At 69.7% G+C, this 13,403-nt stretch carries 13 protein-coding genes; 5 read left to right on the top strand and 8 right to left on the bottom strand.

Going from position 1 to position 13,403, the window contains the following annotated elements:
- The 3 genes from Vau01_RS37615 to Vau01_RS37605 are packed head-to-tail and all read left to right on the top strand — an operon-like array spanning position 1 to position 1,853.
- Positions 1 to 666, top strand: coding sequence for an alpha/beta fold hydrolase (locus Vau01_RS37615; RefSeq protein WP_204003701.1), 666 nt, complete (start codon positions 1 to 3; stop codon positions 664 to 666).
- A 37-nt stretch (positions 667 to 703) separates the two neighbouring features.
- The gene (locus Vau01_RS37610) at positions 704 to 1,252 is read left to right on the top strand and encodes a DUF6939 family protein (RefSeq protein WP_204003699.1); all 549 of its coding nucleotides are present in this window, start codon (positions 704 to 706) and stop codon (positions 1,250 to 1,252) included.
- A gap of 34 nt (positions 1,253 to 1,286) precedes the next feature.
- Positions 1,287 to 1,853: a DUF1707 SHOCT-like domain-containing protein gene (locus tag Vau01_RS37605; protein ID WP_204003697.1), complete on the top strand. Its 567-nt coding sequence runs from the start codon at positions 1,287 to 1,289 to the stop codon at positions 1,851 to 1,853.
- Between the two features lie 2 nt (positions 1,854 to 1,855).
- Here the strand turns inward: Vau01_RS37605 and Vau01_RS37600 are convergent, their stop codons facing one another.
- From Vau01_RS37600 to Vau01_RS37580, 5 genes are all read right to left on the bottom strand, one after another.
- On the bottom strand, positions 1,856 to 3,424 hold the full coding sequence (locus Vau01_RS37600) for a tetratricopeptide repeat-containing protein (protein ID WP_204003694.1): 1,569 nt from the start codon (positions 3,422 to 3,424) through the stop codon (positions 1,856 to 1,858).
- A gap of 69 nt (positions 3,425 to 3,493) precedes the next feature.
- Positions 3,494 to 4,471 (bottom strand): NAD(P)-dependent alcohol dehydrogenase, encoded by a 978-nt coding sequence (locus Vau01_RS37595; RefSeq protein ID WP_204003691.1) that lies wholly within the window; start codon positions 4,469 to 4,471, stop codon positions 3,494 to 3,496.
- Positions 4,468 to 4,695 carry a helix-turn-helix transcriptional regulator gene (locus Vau01_RS37590; protein WP_204003688.1) on the bottom strand — a complete coding sequence of 76 codons (228 nt, stop codon included), beginning with the start codon at positions 4,693 to 4,695 and terminating at the stop codon, positions 4,468 to 4,470. Before Vau01_RS37590 ends, Vau01_RS37595 begins: the two co-directional genes overlap by 4 nt.
- Positions 4,689 to 5,114 (bottom strand): hypothetical protein, encoded by a 426-nt coding sequence (locus tag Vau01_RS37585; protein ID WP_204003684.1) that lies wholly within the window; start codon positions 5,112 to 5,114, stop codon positions 4,689 to 4,691. Before Vau01_RS37585 ends, Vau01_RS37590 begins: the two co-directional genes overlap by 7 nt.
- Before the next feature lie 80 nt (positions 5,115 to 5,194).
- Positions 5,195 to 5,596 (bottom strand): nuclear transport factor 2 family protein, encoded by a 402-nt coding sequence (locus Vau01_RS37580; protein WP_204003681.1) that lies wholly within the window; start codon positions 5,594 to 5,596, stop codon positions 5,195 to 5,197.
- An 87-nt stretch (positions 5,597 to 5,683) separates the two neighbouring features.
- Here Vau01_RS37580 and Vau01_RS37575 point away from each other — a divergent pair, with 87 nt between their 5' ends.
- Positions 5,684 to 6,229, top strand: a complete 546-nt coding sequence (locus Vau01_RS37575) for a TetR/AcrR family transcriptional regulator (protein ID WP_204003679.1) — start codon at positions 5,684 to 5,686, stop codon at positions 6,227 to 6,229.
- Positions 6,230 to 6,265: 36 nt separating this feature from the next.
- On the opposite strand, the gene Vau01_RS37570 is transcribed toward Vau01_RS37575, so the two are convergent.
- Positions 6,266 to 7,639: a coiled-coil domain-containing protein gene (locus Vau01_RS37570; protein ID WP_204003677.1), complete on the bottom strand. Its 1,374-nt coding sequence runs from the start codon at positions 7,637 to 7,639 to the stop codon at positions 6,266 to 6,268.
- 204 nt (positions 7,640 to 7,843) lie between these two features.
- Between Vau01_RS37570 and Vau01_RS37565 the strand changes: the two genes are divergently transcribed.
- Positions 7,844 to 8,920 (top strand): winged helix DNA-binding domain-containing protein, encoded by a 1,077-nt coding sequence (locus tag Vau01_RS37565; protein WP_204003675.1) that lies wholly within the window; start codon positions 7,844 to 7,846, stop codon positions 8,918 to 8,920.
- On the opposite strand, the gene Vau01_RS37560 is transcribed toward Vau01_RS37565, so the two are convergent.
- Both Vau01_RS37560 and Vau01_RS37555 read right to left on the bottom strand, forming a co-directional pair.
- Positions 8,917 to 10,470 (bottom strand): chemotaxis protein CheW, encoded by a 1,554-nt coding sequence (locus tag Vau01_RS37560; RefSeq protein WP_204003673.1) that lies wholly within the window; start codon positions 10,468 to 10,470, stop codon positions 8,917 to 8,919. The two genes, Vau01_RS37565 and Vau01_RS37560, sit on opposite strands and share 4 nt — an antisense overlap.
- Positions 10,471 to 10,477: 7 nt before the next feature.
- Positions 10,478 to 13,264, bottom strand: coding sequence for a methyl-accepting chemotaxis protein (locus tag Vau01_RS37555; RefSeq protein ID WP_239152168.1), 2,787 nt, complete (start codon positions 13,262 to 13,264; stop codon positions 10,478 to 10,480).
- Positions 13,265 to 13,403 lie beyond the last annotated feature (139 nt).

Below are 13,403 nucleotides of genomic sequence, written 5' to 3'. Positions count from 1 at the left end.
ATGGACATTCTGCTCATCGGCGGCCTGTGGCTCGACGCGTCCGTCTGGCGCGACGTGGTGCCGGGCATCGAGGCGCGGGGCCACCGGGCCGTGCCCGTCTCGCTGCCCGCCGAGCGGTCGGCCACGCTCGATGACCAGGTGACGGCGGTGCTGGCCGCCGTCGATGCCGCCGACGGAACGCCTTTCGTGGTGGGGCATTCGGCCGCCTCGACGCTCGCGTGGCTGGCGGCGGACGCCCGTCCGGCGAAGGTCGGCAAGGTTGGCCTCATCGGTGGCTTCCCCAGCGCCGACGGCTCGCCCTACGCCGACTTCTTCGAGGTGGCGGACGGCGTCATGCGCTTCCCGGGCTGGGAGCCGTTCGAGGGGGCGGACTCGGCGGACCTCGACGAGGAGGCGAAGCGGTCGTTCGCCGGCGCCGCGATCCCCGTCCCCGAGGGGGTTGCCCGCGGAACGGTGCGCCTGACCGACGATCGCCGGTACGACGTGCCGGTCGTGCTGGTGTGCCCGGAGTTCACGCCGGAGCAGGCCCAGGCCTGGATCGCCGCCGGTGACGTCCCGGAACTGGCCAGGGCCAAGCACCTCGAGTACGTCGACATCGACTCCGGCCACTGGCCGATGCTCACCAGGCCCGACCTCCTCGCGCAACTGCTCGCGGACGCCGCCTGATCCGGTTCTGTCGTACCCCACGGACATACTGCGGGGGATGCTGATCGAGGTAGCGAGCAGGCGCCGGAAGCCGGAGTCGATCGGGGCCGCCTTTCCCGGCCGGGTGGTTCTCGACGTCACGTCGAAGGGGGCGGAGCCGTGGGTCAGGTTCAGTCCGTTCTACCCGCACGGGGATATCCCGGTTCCACTCAGTCCCGGGGTGGTGGGTGCGTCGGTCGAAGGCATCTGGCAGGCATTGAAGGTCTTCGAACACATTGACGTCGATTCCACCAAGCTCACCGTCACCACGATGGCCGGCCTGAAGCGGACGGTACGTCGCTTCGGCGCCGTCCGGGGCCACCGGGCCGGCCTGCGGGGTACCGACCTGCTCGGCTACGAGGCCGCCCGGCGCCGGATCTACCTGCCCGCCTACCGGTGGGTGTTGGAGAACCGCGTCGCCCACCTGGTGGCCGAGCTGCGCGAGTTGGCCGGGGCCACGGGTGTGGTGCTGCTCGACTACACCACCAACGGCGACGTCGCCGACCTGGCGACCCCGCTGTCCCACGCGGCGCTGGTGGCGAGATTCGTCCGCGACGACTGGCCGTAGGAATTGATCGGGGCGCAACGGTAAAGTCGGCGGGGTGAGTGGCGACGTTGTTCCGTCGCGGCGGGACCTGCGGATGTCCGATTCAGATCGGGAGAGTGTCATCGCGCGGCTGAACGCCGCCGTCGCCGATGGCCGGTTGACCCTGGTGGAGTTCGAAGACCGGGTCGACGGCGTGTTGAGCGCGCGCACCTTCGGCGAGGTGGAGCCGTTCGTCGCCGATCTGGCCGAGGCTCCGGTCGTCGACGACGTGGTGGAACTGCGCAGCCACGCCAGTTCGATCAAGCGGTCGGGCCGGTGGCCGGTGCCGCGCCGGCTCCTCGTGCGGAGCAAGGCCGGCTCGGTCAAGCTCGACCTGCGCCATGCCGTCATCGGTCACCGCGTCATCAGCATCGATCTTGCCACCCAGGCCGGCTCCACCACGATCGTGCTTCCGCCGGGTGCCAGCGCCAACATCGACGCGGTCGTCACGAGCGCGGGCTCGGCGAAGTCGAAGGTGCCATCGGTTCCCGACCCCGGCCTGCACGTCGTGGTCACCGGGAGCGCGGCGGCCGGCAGTCTCGTGGTCCGCTACGAGCGCCGCTTCTGGCGCTGGCGCTGGTAGCGCTACAAAAGCTCTTCACGCACCTTTGCCAGCAGGTCGCGGACCTCCGCGGCGATCGGATCCCCCAGGGCCTCGTAGCCGCTCGCCACCCGCTCCAGTTCACGCGCCGCGTCGCCCGGCCGCCCGGCACGCCGGTAGCTCGTGGCGAGGATCCGCCGCGCCGTCAGCGTCTGCGCGTCGCCGTCGCCGTGGCGCGCCGTGCGGTCGCGCACCAGGCCCTCGGCGACGTCGATGTCCGCGCCCGCACGCCACAGCAGGTCGTGCGCCTCCGGTTGCCACAGCGGATCACCGTCGAGCCGGGCCAGGATGATCGCGTTGGCCCGCAACACCCGCACGTGGTCGGCACGGTGCGGATGGGCATCGTCGGCGGGCCATGCGTCGAGAACGGCGTCCGCGGCGGTCCGGGCCGCGGCATCCCGCAGGTCCGCGGGGGTGTTTTTTCGGACGGCGTGAGCAGTCTCCGGATGAACCCGCACCGCCCAGGCACCGAGTCGCCGGTCGTGGTCGACCAGGCCGTAGCGGTGCAGCAGGGCCACGGCCCGCATGCCCGCATCGGCGGCTCCGGCCAGATATTCGGTGACGGCCGCGCTCTTCCACACCGCCGCCGGCTGCCCGGCCGGATCGAGCACCGCGGCCAACCGCAGCGCCGGCAGCGCCTGCTTCTGCGCCTTCCGCTGGGCCGCGTCCACAGCCAGCAGAACGGCCGCCGTCACCGGATCGGCCACGGTCTTGCGCCGGTCGATCCACTGGTTCAGGTAGTCGGTGCAGCCCAGCCGTTCGGCCTGCATGTACGCGGCGGCCCGGGCCATGGCCAGCGGTTCGTGACCCAGTTCGGCGGCGAGTTCCGCCGCGTCGTCGTCGGCGAGCTTCCGGTCGGTGAAGTACTCGTGCGACTCGGCCGGGCTGAAGACGCCGACCCCGACGGCGGTTCCCCGGCCGAACACCGGATGCCGTACCAGATCGGTGGCGGTGGTCACCAGGAACCACCCGGTGGCGGAGTGGTCGGCGGGCCACCACCCGTCGATCGCCACGGGATCGGTGACGCCGTCGAGCACCACCAGCCACCGTCGATCGGTGTCCGCCAGCCAGGCTACGAAGGCCCGGGCATCGGCGGCCGCGTCACCCCCGGTGCCCGGGGCGGCGACCTGGTGTGCGGCCAGCGCGAACGCCGTCACCACAGAGGTTGGACCGCCGGCGTCGACCCACACCACGAGGTCGACGTCCTGCCGCAGCCCCGCGCGGGCCAGTGACGCCGCCAGTTGAGTGGTTCCGGTGCCGCCAGCCCCGTGCAGGACGATGTCGGCGCCGGCTGCACGCGCGTCCACTATGTGTGCCTGCACGCCGGTGCGCGGTTGGAACGCCGGGGCCAGTACCGGTACCCGCCCCACGGTGACCTTGCGGCCGGCGTGCTCGCGGCCGGCGAGGAGGAAGACGGCGCCCCCCGCGAGCGATATGCCGCCGATGGCCACCGCCCAGAGCGGCCAGTTCAACCACTTCGCGACCAGGAACACCACGACAGTGGTGACAATTGCCAGATAGGGGACCAGCCGGGGGTCACGACGCGGCGGCATCGGCGAATCCTCTGATCTAGGGGGGTCACCGGGATTCTATTCATCGAAGCCTGTCGCGTCATGCACTCATCAGATGGCGACGACGACCTTGCCGGCCGCGTGGCCCTCGGCGAGGTACCGGATCGCGTCGGGTGCCTGCTCAAGCGGGTAGGTACGGGTGATCAGCGGCGTGATCACGCCGTCGGTGACGAGCCGGCCGAGTTCGTCGAAGATCTCGACGCGCTCGCGGGAGCCGGCGTTGATGAACTTGCGACCTCCGCGCATTGAGGCGAACGGCGCCTGCAGCAGCTGGCGGGTGAAGCCGCCCAGCAGGCCGCCGCTGTCGTGGCCGCCGCCCACCAGGGCGATCCGGGCGTTCGGGGCCGCGGCCCGGCTCAGCAGCGGAAGCGATCGGCAACCCTGGATGTCGATGATGACGTCGTACCGGGGACCGTGGACGTCGACCTCTGTCTTGGTGTAGTCGATCACCTCGTCGGCACCGAGTTGGCGGGCCAGGTCGCCCTTTGTCGGGCCGCACACGGCGGTGACGGTCGCGCCGTACGACTTGGCGAGCGGCACCGCGAACGAGCCGATGCCGCCGGTGGCGCCGGTGATCAGCACCTGCTGGCCCGCACCGACCTTCCCGAAGTCGCGCACCGCCTGCAGCGCGGTGCCGCCGGAGATCGGGACCGCGGCGGCCTGCTCGAACGTCAGGCCGGGCGGCTTGTGGGCCAGCCGGTTCTCCGGCGCCGCTGCGAACTCGGCGTACGAACCGGTGCGGCAGGTGCCGAACACCTCGTCGCCGGGCTTGAAGCGGGTCACGTTCACGCCGACCTCCGCGACCACGCCGGCCACGTCGCGGCCGCGCACCGGGACCCGCGGCCGGCGGAACCCGCTCGCGGCCCGTACCGCGTACGGCCGGCCGGTCATGAAGATCCATACTCCGGGGTCCACCCCGGCGGCCCGCACCTCGACGAGCACGTCGTCGGCCCCGATCCGGGGCTTGGGCACCTCGCGTAGGTGGAGCACGTCGGCCGAGCCGTACCGGTCCTGGGTGATGGCTTTCATTGTTCTTCCTCCTCCGGGTACTGGAAAACGTCGTCGATGGTGGTCTTGAAGACGCGTGCGATGCGGAAGGCCATCTCGAGCGACGGTGAGTACCGGCTCTGTTCGATGGCGATGAGGGTCTGCCGGGTGACGCCGATGCGGTCGGCGAGGTCTGCCTGCGTCATCTCGCCGTGTGCGAAGCGCAGCGCCCGGATGTTGTTCGTGACGCGGGTCGGCTTCACCATTGCGGAAACGTTCCGCGGTAGGCGAGCAGTTTGGCGATCGAGCCGAGCGCCATCGAGAGCGCGAAGCAGAGGTAGATCACGTTGGCGATCCAGAAGTGGTCCCACTCGGCCATCGCCATCAGCATCGCCGCGACGGCACCGATCACGACGAATGCCTGGCCGACCCGGTCGCCGAGGCCGCCGATCGCCCGGTCGCGCTCGTCGGTGACCATCGACCCGCGGTTCACCGTGTTCACCACGATCTCGACAACAATCGATGCGACGATCGCCGCCACGATCGACCAGATCAACGTGGCGGCGTACGGAACGTCGGTGAGCGCGCGACCGTCCGCCCTGGTCAGAACGATGACGGCGTACACGACGTAGGCCGCGACGCCGACCAGCATCCGGATCCACGCCCGTTTCTCTTCGATGGCCATGCCCGGCGCATCCCTTCGTGATGTACAAAATCTTTGACATCACGAAGGTAGCGAATTTTTGACTTCGTGTCTAGAAAGTTTTACACGGCACCTTGCTTGCGACGCGCCTGGACGCGGCGCCGGACGATCCGCCAACCGGCGTCGCGCCGCGCCAGCAGGTCCTCGTAGACCACGCTGCTGGCCGTGCCGTCGGCGTTGACGCCGATCCCCTTGGACAGCGCCTTCACCTGGCCACCGTCGCCCTCCTCCAGGACGGTGTTGGTCACGTGGTGACCCACCGGGTTGTTGTCGCCGAGCTGCCGCGCCAGGTCGTACAGGGCCGCGAGCCCGTGCACCGTTCCGGCGCCGAAGTCGGCCAGGTCGAAGACGGCGTCGGCGTCGAACACCTCGTCGCTGCGGTGCAGGTGACCGCCGTCGACCAGGTGACCGTGCCGGGCGATGACCTCGGTGATCGCGAGCCGGTCCTCGATGGAGATGGTCATCCCTGTCCCTCTCGGTTATGTGGGGAACTCCCCGTTTAGCGTTGGCGCTAGGCTAACCGGGGAAATCCCCACTTATCAAGGAGCACCATGCGGGCCGACGCGGCACGGAACCTCGAACTACTGCTCGCGGCCGCCCGTGACCTGTTCACCGAGCGCGGACCCGACATCCCGCTCGACGACGTCGCCCGCCGCGCGGGCGTCGGCAACGCGACGCTCTACCGGCACTTCCCGACGCGCGGCGACCTGATCGTCGCCGTCTACAGCGACGAGGTCGCCGCGCTGTGCCGGCACGGCGACGACCTGGCCACCGCCCCGGACGCGGGGGCGGCGCTGTTCGAGTGGCTGGACGCGTTCGTCGTCCACATCGCGGCGAAACGCCCGCTCGCGCTGGCGGTGACCGAGGGCGCCGACCAGCGACGGACCCGCCTCTTCGCGGAGTGGCACCGCTCGATCACGGAGGTGGCCACGCGGCTTCTCAGCCGCGCGGCGTCGGTGGGCGCGGTCCGCGGGGATCTCGCGATAGCGGACCTTCTCGCGCTGACGAGCGCAGCGGCGATCGCCAGCTCCGACCCCGACCACGCACGCCGCCTGTTGTCCCTGCTGCGAACCGGCTTCCAGCCGCCCGGCGCGTAATCGCCGACGCCGGCCGGCACCCCATCGGGCCCGCTCTCAGTCGGCGACGGCCGGCTGGCGCTCCAGTATCCCGGGCTGGCGTTGCGGCAACGGCGTGGGTCCGTTCTGGAACGGCTCCCGTTGCGCCGGCACGCCGCTCTCCCGCGTCTCCCGCGTCTCCCGCGCGGGCGTCCCGTTCTCCCGCGTTTCCCGCGCGTTCTCCCGCGCCGGGCCGTCGTCGGCCTTCTCCAGCGACAGGCCCCTCTCCCGCGGATCGTGCCCGTTCTCCCGGGGCATGACCTGCGGATACTCGCCCGTCTCCGACCCGGCCGCCGCTGCCGCGAGCACGGCCGCGGCCGCCGCTTCGGCGACCCGCTTCGCCTCCCGCTGCACCCGGGCGCGGACGTCCTTGGCGTGCCGGTCGGCGCTGTCGGCCGCGTGGCGCGTCTCGTCCAACCGCTTCATCTCCGACGCCAGGTCCTGGCGGACGGCGGCCAGGTGCTCGCGGAGCCGGCCGACCTCGCCGTCGATGGTGTCCCGCTCCTGACGCGACTCGGCGAGGCGCTGCTGCGCCGAGTCGAGCTCGGCCTGCATGGCCACCCGGGTACGGCGACGGGCCTCGATCTCCTGCTCCACCGCGGCCAGTTCCTGGGCCCGGATGGTCGCCTGCTCGTCGGCCCGCTGGCGCACGTCGTCGGAGTAGTGCTGCGCCTCGGTGTGCATGGCGACGATCTTCTGGCTGGCGGCGTTGCGCCGGTCTTCGATCTCCCGCTCGACCTCACCCCGGTACTGGTTGATCTCCTCCTCGGCGCGGGCGTGTGCGGCCTGGGTGTCGCGCTCGGCCTGCGCCTGCGCGGCCTCGACCATCGCCTTCGCCCGGGCCCGCGCGTGCTCGAGTTCGCGGTTGCTCTGCTCGCCGAGCCGGCTGGCCTCCTCCTCGGCGCGCTGGTGGATCGCCTCGGCCTCCGTGCGCAACCGCTGGGCCAGCTCCGTCATGTCGTCGATCTCGGCCTGGGCGGCCGCCCGGCGCAGCTCGGCGGTCTGCTGCAGTTCGGCCCGCCGGTTGGCGACCTCTTCCTCGTACTCCCGGATGATCCGGTTCGCCCGTTCGTGGGCGTCGGCGAGCGCCTTGTCGGCCTGGGCGCGGTGGTTCGCCACGCGCTCCGACGCCGTCGAGGTGATCTGGGCGGCCTGCTTCTCGGCGTTCTGGAGGATCTGCTCGACCATGGGGCCGAGGTCCTTGAACGTGGCCTTGTCGATCTGCGCCGGCCGCTTCCGCGCCTCGGTCAGGTCGCCCTGGAGCTGCTGGATCTGCTGCGCCATCGCGTGGAACTGCTCGCGGGCCCGCTCGCGCTCGGCCATCAGCATCGCGATCTCGCTGTCGGCCCGGGACGCGAACTGGTCGACCTGGCGCTTGTCGTAACCACGCATAACCAGGTCGAACCTCTGTCGCGAAGCGTCTTCGCGAACCCCGTTACCGCCAGAGGACATGGACGCCAACCTCCTACCAATAGGCGGAAGAGACGCTACCGCCAGAACCCCGCCGATCGTCACCCCCGGGACGGACCCAGTTCGGCGCCACGTCGGCTGGAATGAGGACAGGTTCTGACCGCTTCGGTCGATAACGTCATTCCCGTGGACATCTCGACGCGGCAGCTGAACCGCACGTACCTCCAGCGCCAGTCGCTGCTGACTCCGTTCCCGGGCACCGTGCCGGAACTTGTCGCGCGGCTCGTGGCCGTCCAGGCGCAGGAGACCGACGCGCCGTACGTCGGGCTGTGGACCCGGATGGCCATGTTCCGTCACGAAGACCTCACCGCGGCGCTTGCCGGACGCGACGTCGTCCGTGGCAGCCTGCTGCGCATCACCCAACACATGACGACCGGCGACGACTACCGCTGGCTGCGTCCGCTGATCGCCCAGCGCATCGGGAAGGCCGGCCTGTCGCCGTTCGCCCGTGACCTGGCCGGTATCGACCTCGCCGACCTGGCCGCCGCCGCGCGGGAGATCCTGTCTGGCCAGGTGCTGACGCGGCCGGCGCTGGCCCGGCACCTCGCCGAGCGGTACCCCGACCGGGCGAAGATGCCGTTGGCCTGGGCCGCGCAGCGTGAACTGCCGCTGCTGCACCCGCCACCCACGGGCGTGTGGCGCCGGCGCGGGCACGTGGCCTGCGTGCTCGCGGAGGACTGGATCGGCTCGCTGCACGAGGAGCCGTCCGTACGGACGCTGGTGTGGCGGTACCTTGCGTCGTGCGGGCCGGCGTCGGTCGCCGACCTGCAGATCTGGTCGGGCCTGCGGCGGCTCCGGGCCGAGGTCGAGGCGCTGCGCCCGGAGCTCACGGTCTATCGGGACGAGCGTGGGCGCGAACTGTTCGACGTCCCCGGCCTGCCGATCGCGAGCGGTGACGAGCCGGCGCCGGTGCGGTTCCTGCCCGAGTTCGACAACCTCGTCCTCAGCCACGACGACCGCAGCCGCATCATTTCCGATGAGCACCGGCCGCGCGTGTTCCCGGGCTACTCGATGGTGCATGCGACGTTTCTGGTCGACGGGTTCGTCGCCGGGATCTGGCAGATTCAGGGCGCCGAAGTGCGCGTCACCCCGTTCGTCCCGCTGGCATCCGACGAGGCCGACGCGGTCCGCTCGGAGGCCGACCGGTTGTTGTCCTTTCTCGACCTTGGGCCCGACGGCCGGGTCGTCTTCGAGGTCAGCTAGTAGGCGGCCGTCGCGACGGCTCTCAGGTCGAGGTTCGGCAGCATGCGGTTCTGCTCACCGTCACCGACCTCGACCAGCGGGCTGGTGCCGAGCACGGCGTGCAGCTGCAGTTCGCCCTGCGGCGGCTGCTCCCACACCGACTCCTCGATCGCCCGCAGGGCCGGCACGGCGAACCCGACGTACCCGGTCTTCGACTCGACCAGCAACACCCGGGACCCCTCCCGGTCGGCCAGCTGGCCACGGCCGACGAGCGTCGGCAGGCACACCAGCGGGATCGCGGTTCCGCGGTGGATGAACACGCCCTGCACCGCGCCACCGGCGGTCATCGGGATGAGGTCGGCCGGGTACGGCAGGATCTCGGTGATGTCGTCGAGCGGTGTGGCGACGTCGGTGCCGGCGTTGTAGGTCAGGTATTTGCGCACCACCTTCCGGACGGTGCCCGCCCCTTCCGGGCTCCCGTTGTCCGGTTCCCCTCGTTGCGGCTTCTCGCCGCCGCCCGCCGGCCTTTCGCTGCTGCCCACGGGTTTCTCGCTGCCGCCTACCGGGAGGCCCAGTGCGGCGAGCGTGTCGAGTTCCTCGCTGGCCCGGATCGCGTCGCCGTCGAGCAGCAGATACGGATCGCTGCCTGGGGACGACAGGATTCCCTCGATGCATCCCGACGCCGGCAACCCGGAGTCGGGCAGCGGCAGCACCTGGTCGGTGGGTGCCGGCACGATGCGGACGACGTCGGTCACCGACAGGACGACCAACCCGCGTTCGAAGTGCAGCGCCACGCCGCGCTCCGCGCCGCCGTCCGGCAGCGAGCCGAGGCCGAGGAACGCCAACGGATCGATGACGGGCACCTCGTTGTCGCCCAGCCGCACCACCCCGCGCACGGAGGCTCCGTCGAGGGGCGACGACTTCACCAGCAGTTCGGGGATGACCGAGTGCACGTAGGTGACGTCGATGCACAGTCCGAACGGCTCGCACCGCAGCAGCATCACGGTGCGGTCCGGTGCCTCGATAGCGCCGGACCGGCCCGGCCCGGTGTGCCCGTTGCCGGTGTCCTTGACCACCGGCATCCCGGGAAGGTCCTGCACGGCCGCGCTGTCGAGCACGCAGACGACCGTGTCGGACCGTTCGAAGCCCAGCGAGAACAGCCGCACGCCGTTCCCTGTGGAGTTCTCGCCTCGTGGCCCGCGCACGCCACCGATCGCGTACTCGAACAGTTCGTCCGGCTCCACCCGCACGACCCCGTGGACGCCGGTGGATAGCAGGCCGAACACGTACCCCTCATGGGCGACGATGACGACGACGTCCGTCGGTGAACCGGTGTCCATCCCGAGCACCAGGCGCAGGTCGATCACGGGGATGACCTGGTGACGCAGGTTGACGGCGCCGACGAGACCGGGCGCGCTGGCGAGCAGCGGCTCGAAGGTCGACGGGCAGGGAATCACCTCACGCAGCTCCGACAGCGGAAGCGCGACCTGCACCTCGTTGACCGTGAAGACGCCGTACAGGCCGACGGCCACCCTGGTGTCGGGCTCCGCCTCCGTCACCGTGCTCGCCATCTCCCCGTCACCGCTTCAGGGTCGTGACTGCATCGCGATTGTCGGCGGCCCCATCTCCGTCGGTGAGCTCCAGGATGAGCGTCTTCACCGACAGCGATTCGGTCTGCTGGTCGTGGGTGCGGGCCGCGATCCGGCCGATCGACTCGCCGGTCTGCTCGACGCTCTTCAGGATGTCGCCGAACGCCTCCTGTGCGCGCCGGGACACCGTGGAACCCTGGTTCACCCGGGAACTCGACTCGGTGATGAGCTTGCCGATCTCCCGCGCCGCGTCGGACGACCGCTCGGCGAGCTTGCGGACCTCACCGGCCACCACCGAGAAGCCGACCCCGTGCTCGCCCGCCCGGGCCGCCTCGATCGAGGCGTTGAACGCCAGCAGGTTGGTCTGGCTGGCGATCTCACCGATCACCTGGACGATCGACGCGATCTGGTCGGACGACCGCTCGATGAGGTCGATGGCCTCGATGGACTTGCGCAGCTCCTCGAACCCCCGCTCCGCGTTCGCCTGCGTCTGGCCGGCCAGGGTGCTGGCCTGCTGCGCGTTGCCGACGATGTCGTCGATCGACGCGGCCAGGCGTCCGATCGAATCGTTCATCTCGCCGGACTTGCTGTTGAGACGCCGCTGCAACGCCACCTGCTCGGTGATGTCGTACGCGTACTTGACCACCTTGATCGGGCGTCCGCGCAGGTCGAAGATCGGGTTGTAGGTGGCTTTCAGGTAGACGTCGCGACCGTACTTGCCCAGCCGGTGGAACTGGCCGGAGATGTACTCGCCGCTGGCCAGCCGCAGCCAGAAGTCCCGGTACTCCGCCGAGGTGATGTAGTCGGGCGAGCAGAACATGCTGTGGTGCTGGCCGAGGATCTCGCGGAGCGAGTAGCCCATGGTCCGCAGGAAGTTGTCGTTGGCCGCGCGGATGTTGCCGTCGAGGTCGAACTCGATCACCGCCTGCGCCCGGTCGATCGCGTTCACCTTGCCCTCGAACTCGGCGTTGCGCTGCTTGTCGGCGGTGACGTCCATCGCGTACTTGACGATCTTGATGGGATGCCCGTCGAGGTCGAGGATCGGGTTGTAGCTGGCCTGGATCCAGACCTCCCGTCCGTCCTTGCCGACCCGCTTGTACTCGCGGCTGTCGAACTCGCCACGCCGTAGCCGGTCCCAGAACGCCTTGTAGCCGTCGCTGTTCGACGTCTCCTCGTCGACGAACATGCGGTGGTGCTTGCCGCGGACCTCGTCGAGCGAGTAACCCATGAGATCGAGAAAGAGCCGGTTGGCGTCGATCACCACGCCGTTGAGGTCGAACTCGACGACCGCCTGCGACCGGTTGATCGCGTTGACCTTGCCCTCGTACTCGGCATTCCGCCGCCGCTGCACGGTGACGTCGGTGGCGTACTTGACCACCTTCAACGGCCGACCTTCGAGATCGAAGATCGGGTTGTAGCTCGCCTGCAGCCAGACCTCCTTGCCGCCACGGCCGAGCCGCTTGTACTCGCCCGACTCGAACTCGCCGCGGCCGAGCCGATCCCAGAACGCCTTGTACTCCTCGCTGCCCGCGTAGGTCTGCTCGACGAACATGCGGTGGTGCTTGCCGCGGACGTCCTCGACGCTGGTGTAGCCCATGGTCTCGAGGAAGTTGCGGTTCGCGTCGGCGATGGTGCCATCAAGGTCGAACTCGATCACCGCCTGCGACCGGTCGATCGCTTTGACCTTGCCCTCGTCTTCGACCGTCTTCATCTTCTGCGCGGTGATCTCGGTGGCGTACTTGACCACCTTCATCGGTCGTCCGTTGAGATCGAAGATGGGGTTGTAACTGGCCTGCAGCCAGATTTCCCTGCCGCCCTTGGCGAGCCGCTTGAACTCGCCCGCGATGAACTCGCCACCCGCGAGCCGCTTCCAGAACGCGCGGTAGGCGTTGCCGCGGGCCTCCTCGTCGTCGATGAACATGCGGTGTTGCTGGCCGAGCACCTGGTCGAGCGAGTAGTCGACGGTCTTCAGGAAGTTCTCGTTGGCGCTCAGAATCGTGCCGTCAAGGTCGAACTCGATCACCGCCTGCGACCGACTGATCGCGGCGGCCTTCCCCTCGTACTCCGCCGTCCGCTGCTTCGCGGCGGTGACGTCCATCGCGTACTTGACGATCTTGTAGGGCCGGCCCTCGAGGTCGATGATCGGGTTGTACGTCGCCCGCAGCCAGACCTCCTTGCCGCCACGGCCGAGGCGCTTGTACTCGCCGCTCTCGTACTGGCCCTCGGCCAGGCGCGCCCAGAACTGGGCGTACTCCGGCGACTCGGCGTACGTCTCCTCGACGAACATGCGGTGATGCTGGTCGGCGAGCTCACTGAGCGAGTACCCGGTGAGCTTCAGGAAGTTCTCGTTCGCGGTGAGGATCGTTCCGTCCAGCGAGAACTCGATGACGGCCTGGCCACGATCGACAGCCGCGGCCCTGCCCCGCAACTCGGCGAGTTGCCGCCGGTCTTCGGTGATGTCGTACGCCGTGAGGAGGAACTCCACCGGCTCCTTGGCCGGAGTGGGCACCGGCCCGCAGTTGAACCGGAGCCAGCGCTGACGCCCTCCGCTGTCGACGATCGAGTTCACCTGCTCGACGAACCGACCGGCCCGAGCCTCGTCGAGCATGCCGTCGACAACCTGCGACGGCAGCCGCCACAACTGCTCCAACCGCTTGCCGATGATCTCGTTCATCGGCTTGTCCGTGGTCTCGAGGAACCGCTCGTTCACCTTCGTGATGACGCCGTTCTTGGCGTTGAGCACGGCCATCAACCGCTCCCGAACCAGCAGGTTCATGCACGCCTGACGAATCGTCTCGGCAGCATCCGAGTCGATCAAGTGGGACGATTCGGTCACAACGCCTCCATGGACCCGCAGCCCGGACACCTCAGGTGGCCCGATCGGCGGGGCAACCGGACACCTGAGAGAAACGGTT

It is taken from the genome of Virgisporangium aurantiacum, from assembly GCF_016863635.1.
GTDB lineage: Bacteria > Actinomycetota > Actinomycetes > Mycobacteriales > Micromonosporaceae > Virgisporangium > Virgisporangium aurantiacum.
The sequence above is the reverse complement of the archived record's forward strand: the minus strand, read 5'-3'. Positions and strand labels throughout refer to the sequence as shown.

Excerpts from the sequence above, each read along its gene's own strand:
- Vau01_RS37600 (WP_204003694.1), bottom strand. The coding sequence starts at position 3,424 with ATGCCGCCGCGTCGTGACCCCCGGCTGGTCCCCTATCTGGCAATTGTC.
- Vau01_RS37585 (WP_204003684.1), bottom strand. The coding sequence starts at position 5,114 with ATGGCCATCGAAGAGAAACGGGCGTGGATCCGGATGCTGGTCGGCGTC.
- Vau01_RS37610 (WP_204003699.1), top strand. The coding sequence starts at position 704 with ATGCTGATCGAGGTAGCGAGCAGGCGCCGGAAGCCGGAGTCGATCGGG.
- Vau01_RS37560 (WP_204003673.1), bottom strand. The coding sequence starts at position 10,470 with ATGGCGAGCACGGTGACGGAGGCGGAGCCCGACACCAGGGTGGCCGTC.
- Vau01_RS37580 (WP_204003681.1), bottom strand. The coding sequence starts at position 5,596 with ATGACCATCTCCATCGAGGACCGGCTCGCGATCACCGAGGTCATCGCC.
- Vau01_RS37590 (WP_204003688.1), bottom strand. The coding sequence starts at position 4,695 with ATGGTGAAGCCGACCCGCGTCACGAACAACATCCGGGCGCTGCGCTTC.
- Vau01_RS37555 (WP_239152168.1), bottom strand. The coding sequence starts at position 13,264 with ATGAACCTGCTGGTTCGGGAGCGGTTGATGGCCGTGCTCAACGCCAAG.
- Vau01_RS37575 (WP_204003679.1), top strand. The coding sequence starts at position 5,684 with ATGCGGGCCGACGCGGCACGGAACCTCGAACTACTGCTCGCGGCCGCC.
- Vau01_RS37570 (WP_204003677.1), bottom strand. The coding sequence starts at position 7,639 with ATGCGTGGTTACGACAAGCGCCAGGTCGACCAGTTCGCGTCCCGGGCC.
- Vau01_RS37595 (WP_204003691.1), bottom strand. The coding sequence starts at position 4,471 with ATGAAAGCCATCACCCAGGACCGGTACGGCTCGGCCGACGTGCTCCAC.
- Vau01_RS37615 (WP_204003701.1), top strand. The coding sequence starts at position 1 with ATGGACATTCTGCTCATCGGCGGCCTGTGGCTCGACGCGTCCGTCTGG.